Source organism: Flectobacillus longus (assembly GCF_030056705.1).
Classification (GTDB): Bacteria; Bacteroidota; Bacteroidia; order Cytophagales; family Spirosomataceae; genus Flectobacillus; species Flectobacillus longus.
The window spans coordinates 1-17,615 of the sequence record NZ_JASHIC010000001.1; the positions used below are offsets into that span (position 1 = coordinate 1).

General features: G+C 34.3%; 21 protein-coding genes and 1 pseudogene. 5 read left to right on the forward strand and 17 right to left on the reverse strand.

Going from position 1 to position 17,615, the window contains the following annotated elements:
• The 8 genes from QM491_RS00005 to QM491_RS00040 form a co-directional block, all read right to left on the reverse strand.
• Positions 1–155, reverse strand: a 155-nt coding sequence (locus QM491_RS00005; RefSeq protein WP_283325482.1) for a transposase, incomplete at its 3' end; no start/stop codon positions are given.
• A gap of 271 nt (positions 156–426) precedes the next feature.
• The gene (locus QM491_RS00010) at positions 427–942 is read right to left on the reverse strand and encodes a tetratricopeptide repeat protein (RefSeq protein WP_283325210.1); all 516 of its coding nucleotides are present in this window, start codon (positions 940–942) and stop codon (positions 427–429) included.
• 27 nt (positions 943–969) lie between these two features.
• Positions 970–2,217: an O-antigen ligase family protein gene (locus tag QM491_RS00015; protein WP_283325211.1), complete on the reverse strand. Its 1,248-nt coding sequence runs from the start codon at positions 2,215–2,217 to the stop codon at positions 970–972.
• Positions 2,195–3,790 (reverse strand): hypothetical protein, encoded by a 1,596-nt coding sequence (locus tag QM491_RS00020; RefSeq protein ID WP_283325212.1) that lies wholly within the window; start codon positions 3,788–3,790, stop codon positions 2,195–2,197. Before QM491_RS00020 ends, QM491_RS00015 begins: the two co-directional genes overlap by 23 nt.
• Before the next feature lie 56 nt (positions 3,791–3,846).
• Positions 3,847–4,398 carry a hypothetical protein gene (locus QM491_RS00025; protein ID WP_283325213.1) on the reverse strand — a complete coding sequence of 184 codons (552 nt, stop codon included), beginning with the start codon at positions 4,396–4,398 and terminating at the stop codon, positions 3,847–3,849.
• Between the two features lie 33 nt (positions 4,399–4,431).
• The gene (locus tag QM491_RS00030) at positions 4,432–5,025 is read right to left on the reverse strand and encodes a hypothetical protein (protein WP_283325214.1); all 594 of its coding nucleotides are present in this window, start codon (positions 5,023–5,025) and stop codon (positions 4,432–4,434) included.
• Positions 5,026–5,178: 153 nt separating this feature from the next.
• The gene (locus QM491_RS00035; RefSeq protein WP_283325215.1) at positions 5,179–5,763 is read right to left on the reverse strand and encodes a hypothetical protein; all 585 of its coding nucleotides are present in this window, start codon (positions 5,761–5,763) and stop codon (positions 5,179–5,181) included.
• 75 nt (positions 5,764–5,838) lie between these two features.
• Positions 5,839–6,459 carry a hypothetical protein gene (locus tag QM491_RS00040; protein WP_283325216.1) on the reverse strand — a complete coding sequence of 207 codons (621 nt, stop codon included), beginning with the start codon at positions 6,457–6,459 and terminating at the stop codon, positions 5,839–5,841.
• A 544-nt stretch (positions 6,460–7,003) separates the two neighbouring features.
• On the opposite strand from QM491_RS00040, the gene QM491_RS00045 reads away from it, so the two are divergent.
• Together QM491_RS00045 and QM491_RS00050 are read left to right on the forward strand one after the other, a co-directional pair.
• The gene (locus QM491_RS00045) at positions 7,004–7,297 is read left to right on the forward strand and encodes a hypothetical protein (protein ID WP_283325217.1); all 294 of its coding nucleotides are present in this window, start codon (positions 7,004–7,006) and stop codon (positions 7,295–7,297) included.
• A gap of 75 nt (positions 7,298–7,372) precedes the next feature.
• Positions 7,373–7,627 carry a hypothetical protein gene (locus QM491_RS00050; RefSeq protein WP_283325218.1) on the forward strand — a complete coding sequence of 85 codons (255 nt, stop codon included), beginning with the start codon at positions 7,373–7,375 and terminating at the stop codon, positions 7,625–7,627.
• Between the two features lie 51 nt (positions 7,628–7,678).
• Here QM491_RS00050 and QM491_RS00055 read toward each other — a convergent pair.
• A pseudogene (locus QM491_RS00055) lies at positions 7,679–7,936 on the reverse strand (transposase); the annotation flags it as partial.
• On the opposite strand from QM491_RS00055, the gene QM491_RS00060 reads away from it, so the two are divergent.
• Positions 7,919–8,137 (forward strand): hypothetical protein, encoded by a 219-nt coding sequence (locus tag QM491_RS00060; RefSeq protein WP_283325220.1) that lies wholly within the window; start codon positions 7,919–7,921, stop codon positions 8,135–8,137. The pseudogene QM491_RS00055 and the gene QM491_RS00060 overlap by 18 nt on opposite strands.
• An 822-nt stretch (positions 8,138–8,959) precedes the next feature.
• Here QM491_RS00060 and QM491_RS00065 read toward each other — a convergent pair.
• The 4 genes from QM491_RS00065 to QM491_RS00080 form a co-directional block, all read right to left on the reverse strand.
• The gene (locus QM491_RS00065) at positions 8,960–9,778 is read right to left on the reverse strand and encodes a helix-turn-helix domain-containing protein (protein ID WP_283325221.1); all 819 of its coding nucleotides are present in this window, start codon (positions 9,776–9,778) and stop codon (positions 8,960–8,962) included.
• Positions 9,779–9,836: 58 nt separating this feature from the next.
• Positions 9,837–10,874: an SDR family NAD(P)-dependent oxidoreductase gene (locus QM491_RS00070; protein WP_283325222.1), complete on the reverse strand. Its 1,038-nt coding sequence runs from the start codon at positions 10,872–10,874 to the stop codon at positions 9,837–9,839.
• 587 nt (positions 10,875–11,461) lie between these two features.
• Positions 11,462–12,124 carry a DsbA family oxidoreductase gene (locus QM491_RS00075; RefSeq protein WP_283325223.1) on the reverse strand — a complete coding sequence of 221 codons (663 nt, stop codon included), beginning with the start codon at positions 12,122–12,124 and terminating at the stop codon, positions 11,462–11,464.
• Positions 12,125–12,227: 103 nt separating this feature from the next.
• Positions 12,228–12,590 carry a DoxX family protein gene (locus QM491_RS00080; protein ID WP_283325224.1) on the reverse strand — a complete coding sequence of 121 codons (363 nt, stop codon included), beginning with the start codon at positions 12,588–12,590 and terminating at the stop codon, positions 12,228–12,230.
• Between the two features lie 112 nt (positions 12,591–12,702).
• Here QM491_RS00080 and QM491_RS00085 point away from each other — a divergent pair, with 112 nt between their 5' ends.
• Positions 12,703–13,044, forward strand: a complete 342-nt coding sequence (locus tag QM491_RS00085) for a winged helix-turn-helix transcriptional regulator (RefSeq protein WP_283325225.1) — start codon at positions 12,703–12,705, stop codon at positions 13,042–13,044.
• A gap of 321 nt (positions 13,045–13,365) precedes the next feature.
• Here QM491_RS00085 and QM491_RS00090 read toward each other — a convergent pair whose 3' ends face one another.
• From QM491_RS00090 to QM491_RS00105, 4 genes are all read right to left on the reverse strand, one after another.
• Positions 13,366–14,130 (reverse strand): SDR family oxidoreductase, encoded by a 765-nt coding sequence (locus QM491_RS00090; RefSeq protein ID WP_283325226.1) that lies wholly within the window; start codon positions 14,128–14,130, stop codon positions 13,366–13,368.
• A 59-nt stretch (positions 14,131–14,189) separates the two neighbouring features.
• Positions 14,190–14,930, reverse strand: coding sequence for an SDR family oxidoreductase (locus tag QM491_RS00095; RefSeq protein WP_283325227.1), 741 nt, complete (start codon positions 14,928–14,930; stop codon positions 14,190–14,192).
• 83 nt (positions 14,931–15,013) lie between these two features.
• Positions 15,014–15,604: a TetR/AcrR family transcriptional regulator gene (locus QM491_RS00100; protein WP_283325228.1), complete on the reverse strand. Its 591-nt coding sequence runs from the start codon at positions 15,602–15,604 to the stop codon at positions 15,014–15,016.
• A 26-nt stretch (positions 15,605–15,630) separates the two neighbouring features.
• A complete protein-coding gene (locus tag QM491_RS00105) occupies positions 15,631–15,984 on the reverse strand; it encodes a nuclear transport factor 2 family protein (protein ID WP_283325229.1) in 354 nt (117 codons plus the stop codon).
• Positions 15,985–16,653: 669 nt separating this feature from the next.
• Between QM491_RS00105 and QM491_RS00110 the strand changes: the two genes are divergently transcribed.
• Positions 16,654–17,601, forward strand: a complete 948-nt coding sequence (locus QM491_RS00110; protein WP_283325230.1) for an alpha/beta hydrolase — start codon at positions 16,654–16,656, stop codon at positions 17,599–17,601.
• Positions 17,602–17,615 lie beyond the last annotated feature (14 nt).

Consider the following 17,615-nt stretch of genomic DNA (forward strand, 5'->3'; position numbering starts at 1 on the left):
TCGCTAGCTTCCATGCCACCATAACGCTGACGCCATTTATAAAAAGTTACCTTACTGACCCCATATTCGCGAACAATGGTGTCTAAGGACTTGCCAGATTCAAATTCCTTAAGAATCTTTGCAATTTCGGTCGGACTAAATTTGCTGCTTTTCATAATACTTACCTAAAGTTAAAAAATATCACACTTTTTAAACTTTTAATCCGTACTATTTTTGGGGAAGCTTACAAACCGTTGCGAATATAGTAGTCATTAGTCTCGTATAGATAGGTTATTGGTTTTACCATCAGTAAACATACAGCACTCTTGTTAGACAGGAGTGCTGTATGTGTGTTATTGGCAATATCGCTTTTATCAACATTAATTTAGGAAACTCTTACGAGCTACTTTTAGATGATGTAATGGAGTTTATTTGATTCATTTGTTGCTACTTACCTGTGTTTTGGCTTAAATAAATTCTCAATTCCTCTTTCATTTCCTCTGCAGCTTCAGAATATACTTTTATTGGTGAGTTTATTACCTCAATAGCTTGTTTTCTTGCTTTTGATACTTTTCCCTCTTCAATGTAGAGCTTCGCAAGCAGATATTTGGGGTAAATCAAATTAGGAATCATCTGATGAGATAATTTGAAATTTTCTTCCGCTCGCTTATACTCTTTAAGAGCTTGATAACTAATTCCTAAATTATTGCATAAGAATGGTTCTGATAACTGCTTTTTAGCACGTTCCAATATAGCAACTGCCTTACGATGTTCTCCATTTAACGCTAAGGCTTTACCATAAACCAACAAATTACTAGCACTTATATTGGACATTTGTCTATATATATTGATAGCTTCAGTGTACTGCCCTGCCTGAAATAATTTCTCTGCTTTGAAGCTACTTTTTTCATTTTCATCCTGCTCTTGATTTTTTATCAGTAAAAAAAGCCCTAAACTTATCAAGCCGATTCCAATAATAATGAGAACAAATCATGGAACTTTCAGGATGGTAGTTGGTTCTTTTTCAGATAAACATATTCCTAGAAATATAAACCAGTGCAATTGAGTAGCAATATTCTCCAATGGATAATAGCTTAGTCCAGTTAGCAAGGAAGTCACAACAACGGCTAAATATGTGCTCTTAGTACCTCGAAGTATAAATATAAATATACTTATAAAAAGCAGTAAGCCGACGATACCATATTCAACAGCAAGCTGTAAGAAATCGTTGAAAGCATAGGTAACTGAACCAGCTACCCATTGTTCTTTAAATGATCTATCAATGCTAAAATACTGAGCTTGATAAGTAAAGTAGTTATTGGCAAATGAGTTGACACCTGTTCCGAATATAGGATTATCTTTCAAATTAAGTAAACTTACTTTCCAAATTAAAAACCTTCCGAAACCAGAATTTTCCTTAAGGTAGTACAATTGCAAACTAACACTATATGCAATGATTCCAATAATAATTATTGAAAAATTTTTTAACACAACCGGTAACTTACGAAAACGGTGTATGAATTGACTTTGTTGAAGTAGAAAGGTAATTATACCACCCATTACACCTACCCATGCAGTTCTTGAACCTGTGAATGGTAATAAAATACCTGTTAGTATAAGTGTTAGGTATCGAACCGTATTAAAAGCATGATATTGATTATGAGAATGAAATGTTAGATTTTTCTTAGAGCTCACTAGAGCTGACACGAATAGAATACCTAAATAAATACCCAAAAGTCCAGAATTATATAAAGAACCTAGAGGATGATCATAATGTTGCCAATCATAGAAATGACGGTATAATTGTAAAATAGCCCAAATAGATTCTATACAGCCACATATCCAGACACTGAACAGGATGTAAATTGTTTTTGGTCGCTCAATACTGAACATTAATGCCAATAATATACACATTAGTTGACTACCCAAACGAACATCTACGTATGTGCTCTTATACCAAACATGAAAAATAATATAAATAATATAACTTAGTAGTATATACGAGGCAACAGATATACGGACGACTTTAATTTTTTGATAAAATATGTAGAAACCTCCAAGGACAAAGAGACTTAAACCAGCAATGCGATTAAAATAAAAGTATTGCCCAAAAACTTTTCCATCATATAAATCCGTCCGAGAAATGAAAACACTCCACGATAACAAAAATACGGTCCAGCATAGTAACCATGATGTGCTAATAAAGCCTTCTCTCTTAGTAAAAGCTTTGGATTCCATTAGAGTAGAGGAATATTCGTTCATTTTTACTTCCATTTACTTTTTGAAGTCTTAATAAGGTATTCTGAGGTACATTCTCAAAGGTAATTTTTGCTTTATCTTCTGCGATATGTTCACTATGTAATATCCATTTATTTTGATAAAAATAGAACAACTGATAGGAACTACCCTTACTTACTCTGGTTGCATAATTATCAAATCCAAATTCAGCTCTAGGGAAAACACCTTTGCTCATTACTAGCTCATGGCTCTCTCCAAGAGAATCTAGTAATATGGGATTTCCTTCAGGAATATATCTCCAGTTTTCATAACGACAAGGCATGTAAACTATATCTGCTCCCATTTGTTTAAAAAGTGCTTTCCCATCACTTTGAACTCTTGCCCAATATGCAGGTCTCCATTCTTTTTCGTTGAGTGTACACAAATATATGTATTTAGGGAAATTCTCTCTTTTGCTAAGTTGATATGAAATGTCCGCTACTTTCATATACTCGGACGTTACATCTTTTATGCGAGTTCGCTCAAATTCATAGGGTATTTTAACTCTTATCCCTATTTTATTATCCTCAACTAAAGTTCCTTTCTGTGGCGAAAATGTTTCTCGAAATACTTTAGACATCTTTGCCGACCAGCCTCCAAATCTTACTATTGGATTGACAATAGCATGTTTAGGCATTCTACCCTGCCATAATAACCTGATTGCTCCCAATGCTTCAAAATCAAGAAAAGTCCCATCATTCATTACAAAAGCATTCCAATAATGATTACTATCTCGATTGCCCCAGTACAATACATAATCACGGGTAATTGCCAACCCCATAGCTCTCATCACGAACATATTGAGGTCTGTCTTATTAATACATGTACCTGCACGAGCTAAATGTAAGTTATCTGAACCTAAAAGAGGATGTCTCCATAATTTTTTATTCAATAAAAACCACTTGAGATTATTATAAAGTACCCTAGTAGCATTAATAGCATCTTTTTTGTCAGGTAATGAATCTGGAAGCCAAGCATATTTTTTCATCAGCTTGTTTCTCCATGGCATTATGGGCTCGTTATTCATTCTGTAAGGCAACAGATATTCACAAAACTGCTCAAAGGTAAGATGTTTTGCCCATGGGAAAGTACGCCATGCTTGAAAAGACAAATCAATATTTTCAATTAAAAATGAAGCTTTTACCGTCTCTAAATCTGGAAGCTCTATCGTATTAGGGTCTTCATATTTTTCAACTATCTTATCCCATGCGTCGTCAATTAATGGGTACTCTGTTTCTTGTTTATGGACAACTATATTGTTTGTAACTAAAGAATCATATACTCCAAAAACAGTATCAAACACATGTAAGTTCGCAGAATCGACATGTGTTAATCCATTCATATTAGTCAATAAAAAAAAGCATGCCTGTAACTTGAGGCTATCTTTTTCATGTTGATAATGAGTTATAACTTTCTCTAGTTCAATTTTATTTTTTCCAGCCTTTTGTAATGAAAGTTGGACTTTGGATGGAATTTGAGTAAAAGAAGATATTCCTATCCCAAAAGTAAGTATAATTAAAATTGTATATTTCATATTTGCTATAATCCACACAAAATACTCAAGTATTTCGTGTGGATATAATTTAACATTTAGTATTGCCCAGGGACATTAGTTATATTATGAAGCCAGTATTTATACTTCTTTTTTCCTATCTTTTTAAATGAATTTCTGTTGAGAGACTTAGAAATCATCATTATCTGAGCACGCCTCTCTATTTGTTCCTCTGTACAATTATCTCTATTATGTGAATGTCTAAAATAAGGAAGAACAAAACTACATTCTATTTTTTTCGACACCCAAAAATGCTTGTGCCACTTGCCTTCAGTGTTATAAAGTATTCTTCTTAGTTCTGGAATGATGAGAGAATCTTCTACACTATATGTCGGGCTTGATATTTTGTTTACAGAAAACGATTTTACTTTGCCATTTCCATCAATGGTAAAATAAAAAAATGCTGCCCATCCATAGCAATGAAGGCTATCGTAATCTGATTTCCCTCGAACGCCTCTGTTAATAAGATCGGTAAATGTTACCTTTCTATGCGCCCGATCATATACCCAAAGTTTAGGTTTTCGGGAGTAAGTCAGAGAGCATGAACCTAAATACAAGCTCAAAAAGCTAATTATTACAATGCGTACCATTGAAGCTTTTGTTGTAGGTTTATCAGAAAACAACTATTTGAAGTCTATTTGACCCACTGAAATTGGATTCAATGTCATGCCGACAAATTTTATTGCAGAAGCTCTAAAATCTACCGATTTATAAACGGAAGAATCTACAGTAGATTCATGCTGTGGAAAGGTAATCAATGATAAAAAATCAATAGCAGTTCTCATACCCAGAGCATCAGGTTCCATCATTTCTGTAGCACTTAATTGAATACAATCTCGTATTTTCGTGACGATTCTAATTGGGAGTAAAAAGGTTAATGAGGGATTTACTTTTTTACAGTTCTTAATGTTCCATATTGATTCAGTGTTGAAAAGTGATTTTCTTACCAAACTAATTATTGTTGTATCAACCAAGTTCTTGGAAAATTGGAGGGTTTTAATTTTACCACATCTTCTATCTAGTTCAAATCTGGCTGAAAATATAAATTCTGCACATTTTCTATAATTGGCTTGGTTAACCAATTTCAGTAGTTCTAACTCTATTTTCTCCTCTGGCTGAAGTTTATTAGTACTTGTATTACCTAATTCTATCTCCTGTGCCATCAATTTGATAGACAATAGATGAAGCAAGGCTACAGTTGTTATTGCTTGTAACATTTGCTTTGGTTGATAGAGCTCTCTTAAATTCTAACAATGGATATGGGGTTTAGGGATTTAGCTTAATTTTATAATTCAACGATTTCGCTAGCGAAGAGTTTCCTTATCAAGTGGGAATTTAGAAAGCTATTGAGTTAAAGTTTATGGTTGAATCTATTTGTACTTAACTCCACATACTATGGGGTTAAGTGTCATACCTACAAATTTAACTTTAGGAACCCTAAATATATCTTCTTTGTAAACCGTAGAATCTGTAGCATATTCGGTTTTGGGAAAGGTAATCATGGACATAAAATCCAACGATTCTCTAACACCTGGCATATCTTCAAAATTGGATGAAGGAATATGGGTACAGGCTCCTTCATCCTTATGTATCCCTATACTAATAGGGAGTAAAAAAAGTAAGGAAGGGTTATTTTTTTTGCAATTTTTAAGAATCCATATCGACTCTTTATTATAAAGAGCTTTCTTAACACATCTGATTATTGCTGTATCAAGTAAGTTCTCGGAGAACTTAAGATTTTTGATATGTCCAGATTTTCTATCAAGTTCAAACTTAATAGAAAACATATATGATCCACACTTTTTAAAGTTTGCTCTATCTAGTACCCTCCACAATTCAAATTGAATTTCCAACTCTGGTTGAAGTTTTGACTTAGACATAGGAAGTTCTTGCGCTAGTAAAGTAGAGCAAACCGTTAGTTTCAATAGCACAATTAGAGATATGGTTCTTTTCATTAGGTTCCTTGTTTGATGAATAGACGTTTGCCTACATGTATATACTAAATATGCTGGTAAATTATATTCTTATAATTAGGGCTGACAATTACTTCCACCGATTGAAATTATGTTATTTGAATTGTCATAAACTACTTTTTCATATAAATCTTCAATATCTCTAAAATTTTGATCTGTGATTTCATAATCACTCATCCTTGCTGTAAACAGAGGTGTTCCCTTGAGTTCCCCAAGCCCAAATAGTGCCAAAGCTGTGATTAGCTTTCTACTACTATTATCGTTATCACTTAAACCTGTTATCTCTTTTATGGCATCCCTAAAATCATTAAATAATTTATCTAGGATAATAGAATGTGATGAAGAACTTATATTGTTAGTACTTGTTGATGAGTATTGAATTCTAGCGTGCAATAATTCATGTAATACCGTCACCTTTTGAAATATAGGATCAGTGCCTGGTAAAGTACTAGAATTTAAGTGAACAGTTATTTGAACTTTAACACCTAAGTTTTCAATAGATGTCCTTCCGTGTACTTCTTTATTTGTTTCTGAACTGTAAACATGGTCTTCCTCAACAAAAACTAAATCAAATGGCTCTCCTCCATTTATACCTTCTGCTGCAAATACATTAATTATTTTATTTGTGAGTTTATTTAATAGAGAAGGGTTGATAGCCGAGTTTACAGCTGATAACAAACATGGCTTGGAAATATTGTTGGTCTTTATATCATTTATTCCGATATATCCAGACCCACTTCCACTTTATCTAATTTTCAAGAGATTAGAAATATATTAATTTAGCATTTTTTTATAAAAAATTATAAGTAAAAAGCATACTTAAATAATCAAATGATAATTTAAGCGATATAGTTGTTGGAGATTAACGGATGAATATATCGAAAGGTCATATCCCCTATATTTCCAATTCGATTCTACTCAAGATATAGAAAATGCAATTTATACCACATGAGGAATTTGGAGAAAAAGGCAATCAAGAGGAAAAAAGCACCTAAAATTGAGGGATGGTGTGGGATTTAAAGAAGGTTTACATAAGTACCTGAGTGTATTGACCAATTTTGGATAAGAAACATAATTAACTCGTGATTTTGTAGCTCTTAAGTTAATATCTATCATGAATAAGCACGACATCATATCGTACGAAGGTTAAAGGCAATATGAATATCTCAAGTAGTGTTAATTGAGCAGGTGTTGGTGCTGAAAACTACAGTTTAACCAAACTGTGAACTATGATAAAAATGGAAATATTCTTAATTTACTTAGAAATGGTAACTATGGTAGAGTACTCAAACGTACGTACTCAACAGGCGAATATTGGGAATACGATGGCGCATTAGTACATAAAAATGGACAATCTTACCAGCTAGCTACTCCAGAGGGACGAGCTAACTACGCAAGTGGCGTTTGGACGTATGAATATTTTATCCAAGACCATTTAGGCAACGCCAGAGTAAGTTTCAAAGCCAACGGCAGTACACCTCAACCGACTATACGAACTACGACCCATGGGGCATAGAACTAAACGACACAGGCTTAAACAATACAGTTGAAAACCGCTTTAAATACCAAAATAAAGAATCTCTAACACTCTTTGGATTATCAGGGTATCAATGACTTTGGGGCTAGGTATTATGATAAAACTGTTGGACGTTGGTGGGGTGTGAATCCGATGGCGAAGGTTTTAAAGCAATTTCCTCCCTATAACTATAATCTAAATAATCCTGTTAATATGCTTGGTTTGTTCATAAAGGGAGAAAATAGTCTCAACTCGAACAAGAATAATTTAGAGGAATGTCCATATTCTTCATTAATAGCCTGTACGTCAGGTACCAAGTTACTCAACTAAGCGAAAAACTCCTCTTCGGGAGCATTTACGCTAAATCTTGGGTCCTCAACTTGTAGCTTTGCGAATCTGACGATGGTATCCTTCAATGGTATTAGTCGTGTATATAATCTTACGTATGGCTGGTGAGTACTGAAAGTAGGTTGAAATATTTGCCCAATTTCTTACCCATATTTCTATCGATTTGGGATATTGACTACTCCATTTTTCTTCCAAGGCAAGCAATGAATTTTCAGCAATACTAAGATTGTCAGCCTTGTAAACTGCTTTCAAGTCTTTGATGAACTCTTTGCTATGTTTATCTGGAATAAAGCATATAGTCTCCCCAAAAAGCTTTCATACCTGCAACCAATGGATAAAATGGAAGCGTTAGAGCTGTCCCCTATCCAACATACTACCTTAGATATTTATCGTTTCTGTGTCGAAACATCTCTTGGTTATACCGATTATATTTCGCTTTCAGATGAGGACATAGAGATTGACAAGGAAAAAACCATTTTTGGATTAAACTGAGTCGTGAAAAGACAGATACCAGCCAACGAATTCCTCTTAATTCCAAAGCACTTGAAATTTCCCAACAATATAACTATGCCTCATGCTCTTCAGGAGTACCTTAGTTGAGATAGTGCGTGTAACCACTTTAAGTAAACTACAGCATAGTTTCCTACTGCTGTTTCCCTTCCTTTTCTTAGGTAAATGTATTCCCTTTTCTCAGCCTAATAATCATAAAACTTGCTGGTATCTACTAGGTCTGGGTTTGTTCCTTGTCCACTTACTTGATAGCTGTAGTGACGTTATCAAATAATACACTTATTTGTAAACCGTGATTGTCTTAGGATGTCTGTCTTTGTCTAGTTCACAATTCAACATAGGATATTATACTTCCGCAATTTGTATCACACCTTCCTTATTTTGTATAACTGAAAGGCATGGGCACTGATATAATTTTGTATCATCATTTAATAACAATAAAATTAAATCATGAGCAAGACAACAGATACAAAACAATTATTCCAAACTTTTACATTTAAAAAGGGAATTGAAACCAAAAATAGGATTGCGATGGCACCCATGACAACCTGGGTGAGCAACGATATATCAGGGGAATTATTACAGTGCCTTGGGCTTATCAATATTATCCTTATGTGATATGAAGCCTACCCAAACGGTGCTTTCCAACGACAGGCTAATGCGCTAGAATGTATTACTATGAGTTGAGGTGGCACTTTTGACTTCGAACGATAGCTCTATAAAAGAAACTAATCAAGCCAGCCGCCATAAAATGTTTCGTACAACAATGCTTTCATAGTTTGACTTGAAGCCGCAAAGGGCAGTTTATTTTCTTACCATTAAAAGTTCTGTGGGTGACTGTCCAAATTGTTTTTTGAAAGCGTAAGAAAAGTGGGATAGATTTTCAAAGCCAACTTCATAAAAGATATCAATGGGTTTTCTACATTCTTTGATAAGTTGATAATAGGCTCGTTCTAAACGTTTTTCTGTCAACCACTTTTGCGGTGTCGTACTAAATGCTTTTTTAAAGTCTCGTTTAAAAGTAGTTAAACTACGTCCTGTTAAATATGCAAATTTTTCTATCGGCATATTGAACATATAATTACGTTCCATAAACTCAACAATATTGATTTTATGAGGCTCAGAAAAGTCAGATAATATGTTGTCGATGTCGCTATTTAAAGATTGTAAAACGGTAACAGCTTCATAAATTTTCAATTTGGAAAGTTCTTGTGGTAATTTATATTCCAAGTCGAAATAAGGTAACATTGAGCTAAAAAAGCTGTTCAGTAAAGGGCTTTGGGGTAACGGAATGATATGTTCAGATTTAGGAATAATAGCAATTTGATTTTTTTTTTGCTCATAAAAATTCCTCAAAACATCTTGCGTAAGTTTTACAATAATGGCTTGATAGGAAAGCCCGTCTTTTTCAGAGGTTATTAATGTCGCCAGCCGATGTCTTGGAAATAGATGCGTTTCTCCTGCTCCAAAAACGTAGGTTTTATTGGCTTGTATGACTTTTAATTCGCCCGACAACACCCGAACAATAGAATGTTCTTCTGCAATTAATTCAGTATTGTAAAAAGATGCTTCACTGCAAGTGAACACTATTTCAGCGTTATTATTGGTTTGTCTTACTGGCATGTTACAAAGGTAAAAATTAATGAGGCTCATCTATGTAAACCTCATTAATTTCAATTTGTTATATCTCAAATTTATTCTGTGTTAACTCTTCGCTTAGCGTCCAAAGTTTTTGTGCTAACTCCTTATCCAAAGCATAAGGTGCTACACCTGCAAAGCCCCCGGGATTTCTATAAGTTGTTGCAATACTATCATAATTAGCCTCATCAAATTGAGCAACTTCAACATCTTCTAAATACACTCCTCCAATATTTTGAAGTTGCGGATTAGTTGCTGCCCATACTGCTGTTGCAGCTCCTTGTTCTTTAGTTTTTTGTATGCTTTTCATTGCGGCTTCTGCTTCAACGTTGGGCGTTCCATCAGCATGTAAGATGCCTAAACTAACATAATCTTCAAAGGTTAAATGCCTCCCCAAATTAGTTTCCAAGCTCAACCCTGGGTTCAAAGCATAAGACCGAACCCCAAATTGCTGTCCTCTTTTATCTAATTCTACAGCAAAAAGTATATTTGCTGTTTTAGATTGTCCATAGGCTTCAAATTTGTTGTATTCTCTTGTATTAAAGTTTACATCGTCAAAACTAATAGGAGAATAATGGTGCGATGAAGACGAAACATTTACCACTCTCGCTCCATTTGCCTTTTTTAATGCGTCCCAAAGTTGGGCAGTAAGTTGAAAATGTCCTAAATGATTGGTAGAAAACTGTCCTTCATTTCCTTTTTGGTCACGATACAAAGGCGTCCACATAATACCTGCATTGTTAATGAGTAAATGCAATGGTCTACCAGATTGTAAAAACTTCTCTGCAAAAGTGTTAATAGATATAGGTTCAATTAAATTTAATGTTTCTACTTCTACATTGGCAATTTCCTTTAAAATGTCTTTTGATTTTTCTACATTTCTAGCAGGAACAATAACCCTTGCTCCTACTGAAGTCAATGCTTTGGTGATTTCTAAGCCATAACCTCCGTCACCGCCTGTAACGATTACGATTTTGCCTGCAAGGTCAATTCCTTTTATAACATCTTTAGTTGATGATTTTGCGTTGAAGCCAGAACCAATAGCTTTTTGTAAAGCTCCATTGTAATTTGTTTGTCCCATTTCTAAAATTATTTTTTAATTTTTTGATGAGACAAAGTTAGATATTGTCTTCTAGGACAATTTTGTTTAAAAGTCCGAATTGTTTTGTTTATAAGGTCATTCGTATTGCTTGCGACTAATCGATATGGTGTTGCCTGATACGGATATTTTAAACACAAACATGAGTCATCCCAAATTTTGGAATAATTTAAAATTGAGACCGTTTGTTTGTGCTTATTGGAATTCACAAGGTGAACGATTGTATTGTTTATGAAAAATGACACCTCTTTAGACGCAAAGCATTGCGGCTCTACTAAATCTAGATTAGAAATAATCACTCATGCGCTCAATCACTAAATTGCTAAATTTGGGATGACTCATGTTACACAAATCTCCTTTCTAAGTAGGTCTACCCTACTCCTGCCAATATCTTGTCACTGGTAGATGTACTGCTCGGGTATATAGAAGCTGAAAATCATGGGAGTTTTCCATAGAAATTATCGGATTTACAATGCTATCCAAATTAACTTGGTAATACATTTTTGCGTCCTTGCATAATTTTAAAATACGCATTTTTAGGCAATTTTCTAAGGCATAATTAAAGGTATTCAACAAGTCAGATTGTCCTTTTGCCATTCAGCAAACGACTTTTCAAGGATTCTTATAATTTCGTTAGGCTGTTGTGCACCTGCAATAGCATATTGGCGATTTATAACAAAAAAAGGAACGCCTCTTGCACCCAAAGTTTGTGCTTCTCTAGAATCACTTTCAACTTTTTGGACGTACAAGGAATTTGTAAGTGCTGCATTGACATCAGCTTCGGTTAAACCAATTTCTTTGCGCAGCTCAACTAGTGTGGCGACATCACTAAGGTTTTTGCCTTGTGTAAAATATGCATTGAATAAACATTCTTTGGCGTTTGCACCCAAACCTTTAATTTTAGCAAATTGTATGAGACGATGACCCTTAAGCGAATTTGTTACACGTACTATATCAAAATTGTATTCAAGACCTACCCTTTTTGCATATTGTATTAAATCTTGGTGCATTGTCTTTGACTGTTCATAACTGAAACCTTTTCGGTCAGCCACAAACATATACATATCGTCTTGGTATTTTGGAACTTCGGGAATCGTTGGGTCAAGTTGAAAACTTTTCCATTCTACTTCAACAAATTCTTTGTTTTCAAATTGCGAAAATGCCATTTCAAAATTTCGTTTTCCGATATAACAAAACGGACACATTATATCAGACCAAATTTCTATTTTCATTTTATTTTCCATTGATATAATCTTTGTTTCATCATTGGCTTGCTTTTGGGCTTGCTAACCACAAGCCGAAAGGCAAGCCATCGCAAAAAATATGTTTTAAATTTTACTTCGTATAATTCAGTTTTCTGAAATAATAGTAAGACACAGAAAGAATTGCAAAAGGAACAAGTGGTGCAATACCTTTTACTATTCCATCAACAAGCCAATGTGCTAAGCTTGCCGACAACAAGAGAATTCCAAATCCAACATACGACCATTCTTTAAACATTGATGGAATTGCAGGAACAAGAATAATTACTGCACCAACGATTTTTAGAATATCTAATTCTAACCCAAAATAACTTGGAAATTCCATTCTGCGAATGGTTTCTTCTAAGTATTCACGGGGTGCAAAATAAGAGGGTAACACAATTAAAACCATTGCAATAATGGTTATTGTCCAATAGATTTTTTTCTCTTTGTTCATCTTTTTTTATTTTGTTTGACGTTGCAAAATTATCTATATTTACTAACCAATGGTAAGCACTAACCCAACGGTTAGCACTCACTTTCAGGTTAGTAATGCAATTTGTTTAATAATGGAAAAGACTATTAAATGTGATTCTTCTGGCATTCGTGCTATAAAAGATGCAATGGAAACATTAAGCGGAAATTGGAAACTTCCGATATTGTTTTCATTGTCGAGCGGTGCAAAACGTTTCAAACAAATTACAAGAGAAATTGAAGGCATCAGCGACAAAATGCTGAGCAAAGAATTGAAAGACTTGGAAACAAATCATCTTGTCAAGCGGACAGTTTACGACACTTTTCCTCCGACAGTTGAATATGAAATAACAGAACACGCAGAAACTTTATTTGAGGTAATGAAAGCATTGCGTGATTGGGGACAAAACCACAGAAAGAAAATAATTGGGAAATAGAGAAGAAATAATAATGAACCATCAATCACAAATCATTCCTCAAAAGCTTTTTTATAGAATATAATTTCCAACCTCTTTTAAAGCAATTTAAAAGAGGTTTATTTTTTAGTTGCTGGAGAATATGCTCAAACTTGAAGCGCTTCTCCAATGCTTTCTTGTACGTTTATCAATCTCAAAATCAGCAGGTTACGCTTGTATTAATATTTTAACTTACAGTCAATTTCTACTAATCTGATTACTCACTTTTATACTTGATTCTTTATTTAATCATCAAACTGGCTAGACATATTTCAACCTAAACTGGCTTTTGTTAATATGATTTTATTTTAGTTTTTCATAAGCCTCCTTCGAATTAACTAATTTATAGGCAGTGTCAGGAAAAAGGCGATTTAGTACATATATAGCTTTCGTATCTCCAACACGAATAGTATATACATCTTTTTGAAAGCCCTCTATCAAAGCATTTACTAACTTTTCGGGGCTTATTTTCTTGTCTGGACGGTCTGCAACCATCTCAGTATCTACCAAAGGTGGCTGAAGTTCAAATACTTTTACTGAGCTGTTGATGGTTTGCAAATGTGACCTTAATGATTTGGTGTAGGAAGATAAAGCTGCTTTGGATGCAGAATAGGTGGCTTCTAATACTGAAGGTACCATACTCAATATTGATGTTGTATTAATAATGGCTGATTCCTTTCTAGATTTTAGCATATCCATGAAAAGGTTATTTAGCCGAATAACACCAAAATAATTGACTTCCATTTCATAAATCGCTCCAGCTAAATGTTTATCACTTGCAACGCCCAGATTAATGGGAGGAACACCTACGCCAGCATTGTTGAGCAAAATATCTATGCCCCCTAGCTGTTTTACCTGTTGAAAAAGAGTTTCTGCATCGCTTGCATTTGACACATCACTTTGAAGAGTAATGATGTCAGGATATGCTTGCTTTACCAACTCTAGTTTAGCATTGTTACGTCCTGTGACAATAACTTTAGCACCAAGATTCAAAAATTGCTTGGCCGACTCCAAACCTATACCCGATCCACCACCTGTGATAAGTATTGTTTTACCTTGAATATTCATGATAATAGTTTTTATGTTAAAGTGGATTTTGATTTATGAATCAAAATCCACTTCAAAGTTTATGAATGACTTGCTTCAGGAGTAATTTTAGACATTGCCTCGCTAATGGCTGCGGCATAAATTTTTGTTTCACCAACTGGAACATCAAATTGGTTATTCTCTAAGCCATTGAGCAATTCATCGGCTACTTCACTTGGCAGAATACCATTTTCGCCACCAATGTAGGATGAGAATTCGGTATTGGTCAATGGTGGATATACCTCATACACTTGTAAATTTTTCTGCTCTTCGTAAGTGTATCTTAAAGCAACCGTGTAGCTATGCAATGCTGCTTTGGTAGCTCCATAAGTAGGCAAAAACTTATGACTTCCGTAAACAGCAAGCGAAGAAATATTTATAATAGCAGACTCCTCTTTCTGCAATAGGTGAGGAATCATCAGTTCGTTAAAATGTATGATAGCAAAATAATTGATATTCATTTCAATCTGTGCTTTCTCTACTGCATTTGTTTCTTCGCTTAGAAGATAACCGAAAGCAGCACCAGCATTATTGATAATGATATTCACATCTGGGTAGTTGTTTTTCAATTCATTGGCAATGCGTATTCTTTCAGAAGTATCTGCCCAGTCACCTTTGATAGCTACTGCACCATCCAGTTCCTGAAGTGCCTTTTCCAGACGTTCTTCATTACGACCATTAATGATAATTTTGTTGCCTGCTGCATTAAGTTTTTTGGCAATTGCCAAACCGATTCCTGCACTTCCTCCAGTGATGAATATGGTATTTCCTGATGTTTTCATTGTATTGATTTTAAATTGTAAGTGTTAAAAATAAATGGATTATTATAAAATAGACTAAAAGGTATATTTTATAGCAAAAAAAATTATACGCAATATTGATCAAGTTCTTTTTTGAGGTCATTCACTAACTCAAACATCGGCTGAGCAGAATCTATAGTACGACAGATGATGATTCCGCCTTCGATGGCAGAAAACATTTTGAAAGCAAACCTAGCCGGATTTAGTTCAGAAGAAAACTCCCCGCTTTCAATACCTTGCTGAAGAATAGTAGAAAGAGCCTGCTGTGCTGCAATAAATTTGGCAGCCACCATTTTTTTGATTTCTGGAAAATTATCATCCGCTTCTACTGCTGTATTAAAAATTGGACAACCCCCAGATATATAGGTAGCAATAGGGTTCTTGTAAAAATCTATAAAAGCATTAATTTTTGCCTTGGCGGTCGTTTCTTGAGAGACTACAGCATTAATTTTTGCAGTCATATTGTTAAGAGAGTACTCCACAACCTGTTCAGAAAGATCATCCTTACCTTTAAAATGCCCATAAATACAGCCTTTTGTAAGCTGGGTTGCCTCCAGAATATCATCGATACTAACCCCAGAAATACCTTTCTCGTTGTAGATTGGTGCTGCTGTTTCCAGTATAAATTGTTTAGTTCTTTCTGCTTTAGTTGTCATATTATTGAAATTAAAATATTCAGAATTTAGGATAAAGGAAACATTGCATTACCTGTTACCGTTTTTGCCGTCTCGACTTCCTCTTGTAATACATCCCAGTGTTCGATAATTTTACCATCTTTCACCTTAAAAATATCTACCGCAACGTAGTTTTTCCCATTCCAGTTAGAAAAACGACCGTGAACCATCACAATGTCATCATGTTCAGCAACGGTTGCTACTTCATATTTAAAATCTGCGGGCAAGCCCGGTATTATTTGTTTTAGTATGTCTGTCCCATTGGGCAGAGCGGGATTGTGCTGAATGTAATTGCTATCAAAATATTTATCCAACGCAGACACATCCCTCTGACCAAATACCGAGGTAACTGCCGTAAACACAAGTTCTTTGTTTGTCATTATTTTTATTTTAAAGTGTTGTATGAACCAATATTGCTCACTATTTCATTTAACGGTTTAAATAATTTCTATGCAAATATACCAAATGGTATATTATAAACCTAAAAAAATATACTTTTTAGTATATTTTTTTAGGTTTGGTTTCTGAAAGTAACCTTTTCATGAGCTCGTAGAAGCGATAGAAATAAAGTATTTCGCTCCTAGAGCACTTTTACGTAGGAACATAAGTTAATCACCATTAAAAAAAATTGTACTTAAAAGAGAAATAGTTAAAAAATATTTATTGTGTATTTTTATATACAATAAAAAATCTCCTTATATTTGCCCATGAAAATGAAAGCGTAACATAGTTAAATGATTTTTAGTCAAACTATTATCATGAAAAAAGCATATTCCATTTTTGGGGAATATAGTACAGAATCACTTCGGTATATGTTTTACGGAGTTGTATGTAATAGTAGGGTTCAAAAATCGGATTTACAGGAAGTAAAGATGGAGAAAACATGGTTTCACCCAAGCATCCCTATTTATTAGAATAAACATGGTTCTATTTCTTAAAAAATAAGATACGTATCTATTTTTTCAAGAGAAAGTTGTTTTTTAAATCATTGAATACCAAGATAATATATTAAAAAAATAAAAATTAGACGAATGAAAAAATTATTAATTATTGCACTGACTTTGGGTATTAACTATTGCTTCGGTCAAATCCAAAAAGAGACTTTGGTTTATGCCACGAAAGATGGTAAGGAGTTGAAATTGGATAAATATATAGACAATAGTCAAAAAACTACAACAAAACGCCCCGTAATGATTTATGTTCATGGGGGTGGTTTTTCGATGGGTAGCAGCAAAAATGCACTTCAAATAAAGTATAACAAACATTTTGCGGCTCAAGGGTTTGTGTCTATTTCTATTAATTACAGACTTGGCATACCCGTGGGTTTACCATTTGATAGAGACAAATTAAATAAGGCAGCCATTTTATCCACCGAGGATTTAATAGATGCCACTGCTTATATTATCTCAAAAGCAAAAGAATGGAATATCGACACCGAAAAAATCATCATCTCAGGCGGTAGTGCTGGGGCGATTACCAGTCTGAATGCCGAATATGCGATTTGCTCAGAAAATACCATTGCTCAGAAACTTCCCCAAGGATTTAATTATGCAGGACTGATTTCACATGCAGGAAACATCATAACAGAGCAAGATACTATAATCTGGAAAAATAAACCTTGTACTATGCTATTGATGCACGGTACGATTGATGACCTTCTTCCAATTAATTTTATCAAACAGTCAGGAACGCTACATGCAGGTTCTATCTACATTCATAAGCAATTAGAACAAATGAACGTTTCGCATTGGTTTTATGAAGAAGTTGGAGCTGACCATATTGTGGCCTTGAAGCCTTTGCAGCATAATTTTGGTGAAATTGATACTTTCATAGACAGATTTGTGATGAAAAAGGCACAAAGCATCGTGCATACTCAATGGCAAGATAAAACGCCGGGGTCAATGGCTAAAATGAAAGATATAGTGCCACTTTATATGACTGGTTGGGAAAAAACCGATGACGAAGTAGAAAAGAAATAGTTTAAAAATCACTT

Coding starts and splice junctions, on each gene's coding strand:
- QM491_RS00015 (WP_283325211.1), bottom strand. CDS start 2,217: ATGGAATCCAAAGCTTTTACTAAGAGAGAAGGCTTTATTAGCACATCA.
- QM491_RS00020 (WP_283325212.1), bottom strand. CDS start 3,790: ATGAAATATACAATTTTAATTATACTTACTTTTGGGATAGGAATATCT.
- QM491_RS00025 (WP_283325213.1), bottom strand. CDS start 4,398: ATGGTACGCATTGTAATAATTAGCTTTTTGAGCTTGTATTTAGGTTCA.
- QM491_RS00030 (WP_283325214.1), bottom strand. CDS start 5,025: ATGTTACAAGCAATAACAACTGTAGCCTTGCTTCATCTATTGTCTATC.
- QM491_RS00035 (WP_283325215.1), bottom strand. CDS start 5,763: ATGAAAAGAACCATATCTCTAATTGTGCTATTGAAACTAACGGTTTGC.
- QM491_RS00060 (WP_283325220.1), top strand. CDS start 7,919: ATGTTTATCTGGAATAAAGCATATAGTCTCCCCAAAAAGCTTTCATAC.
- QM491_RS00065 (WP_283325221.1), bottom strand. CDS start 9,778: ATGCCAGTAAGACAAACCAATAATAACGCTGAAATAGTGTTCACTTGC.
- QM491_RS00070 (WP_283325222.1), bottom strand. CDS start 10,874: ATGGGACAAACAAATTACAATGGAGCTTTACAAAAAGCTATTGGTTCT.
- QM491_RS00075 (WP_283325223.1), bottom strand. CDS start 12,124: ATGAAAATAGAAATTTGGTCTGATATAATGTGTCCGTTTTGTTATATC.
- QM491_RS00080 (WP_283325224.1), bottom strand. CDS start 12,590: ATGAACAAAGAGAAAAAAATCTATTGGACAATAACCATTATTGCAATG.
- QM491_RS00085 (WP_283325225.1), top strand. CDS start 12,703: ATGGAAAAGACTATTAAATGTGATTCTTCTGGCATTCGTGCTATAAAA.
- QM491_RS00090 (WP_283325226.1), bottom strand. CDS start 14,130: ATGAATATTCAAGGTAAAACAATACTTATCACAGGTGGTGGATCGGGT.
- QM491_RS00095 (WP_283325227.1), bottom strand. CDS start 14,930: ATGAAAACATCAGGAAATACCATATTCATCACTGGAGGAAGTGCAGGA.
- QM491_RS00100 (WP_283325228.1), bottom strand. CDS start 15,604: ATGACAACTAAAGCAGAAAGAACTAAACAATTTATACTGGAAACAGCA.
- QM491_RS00110 (WP_283325230.1), top strand. CDS start 16,654: ATGAAAAAATTATTAATTATTGCACTGACTTTGGGTATTAACTATTGC.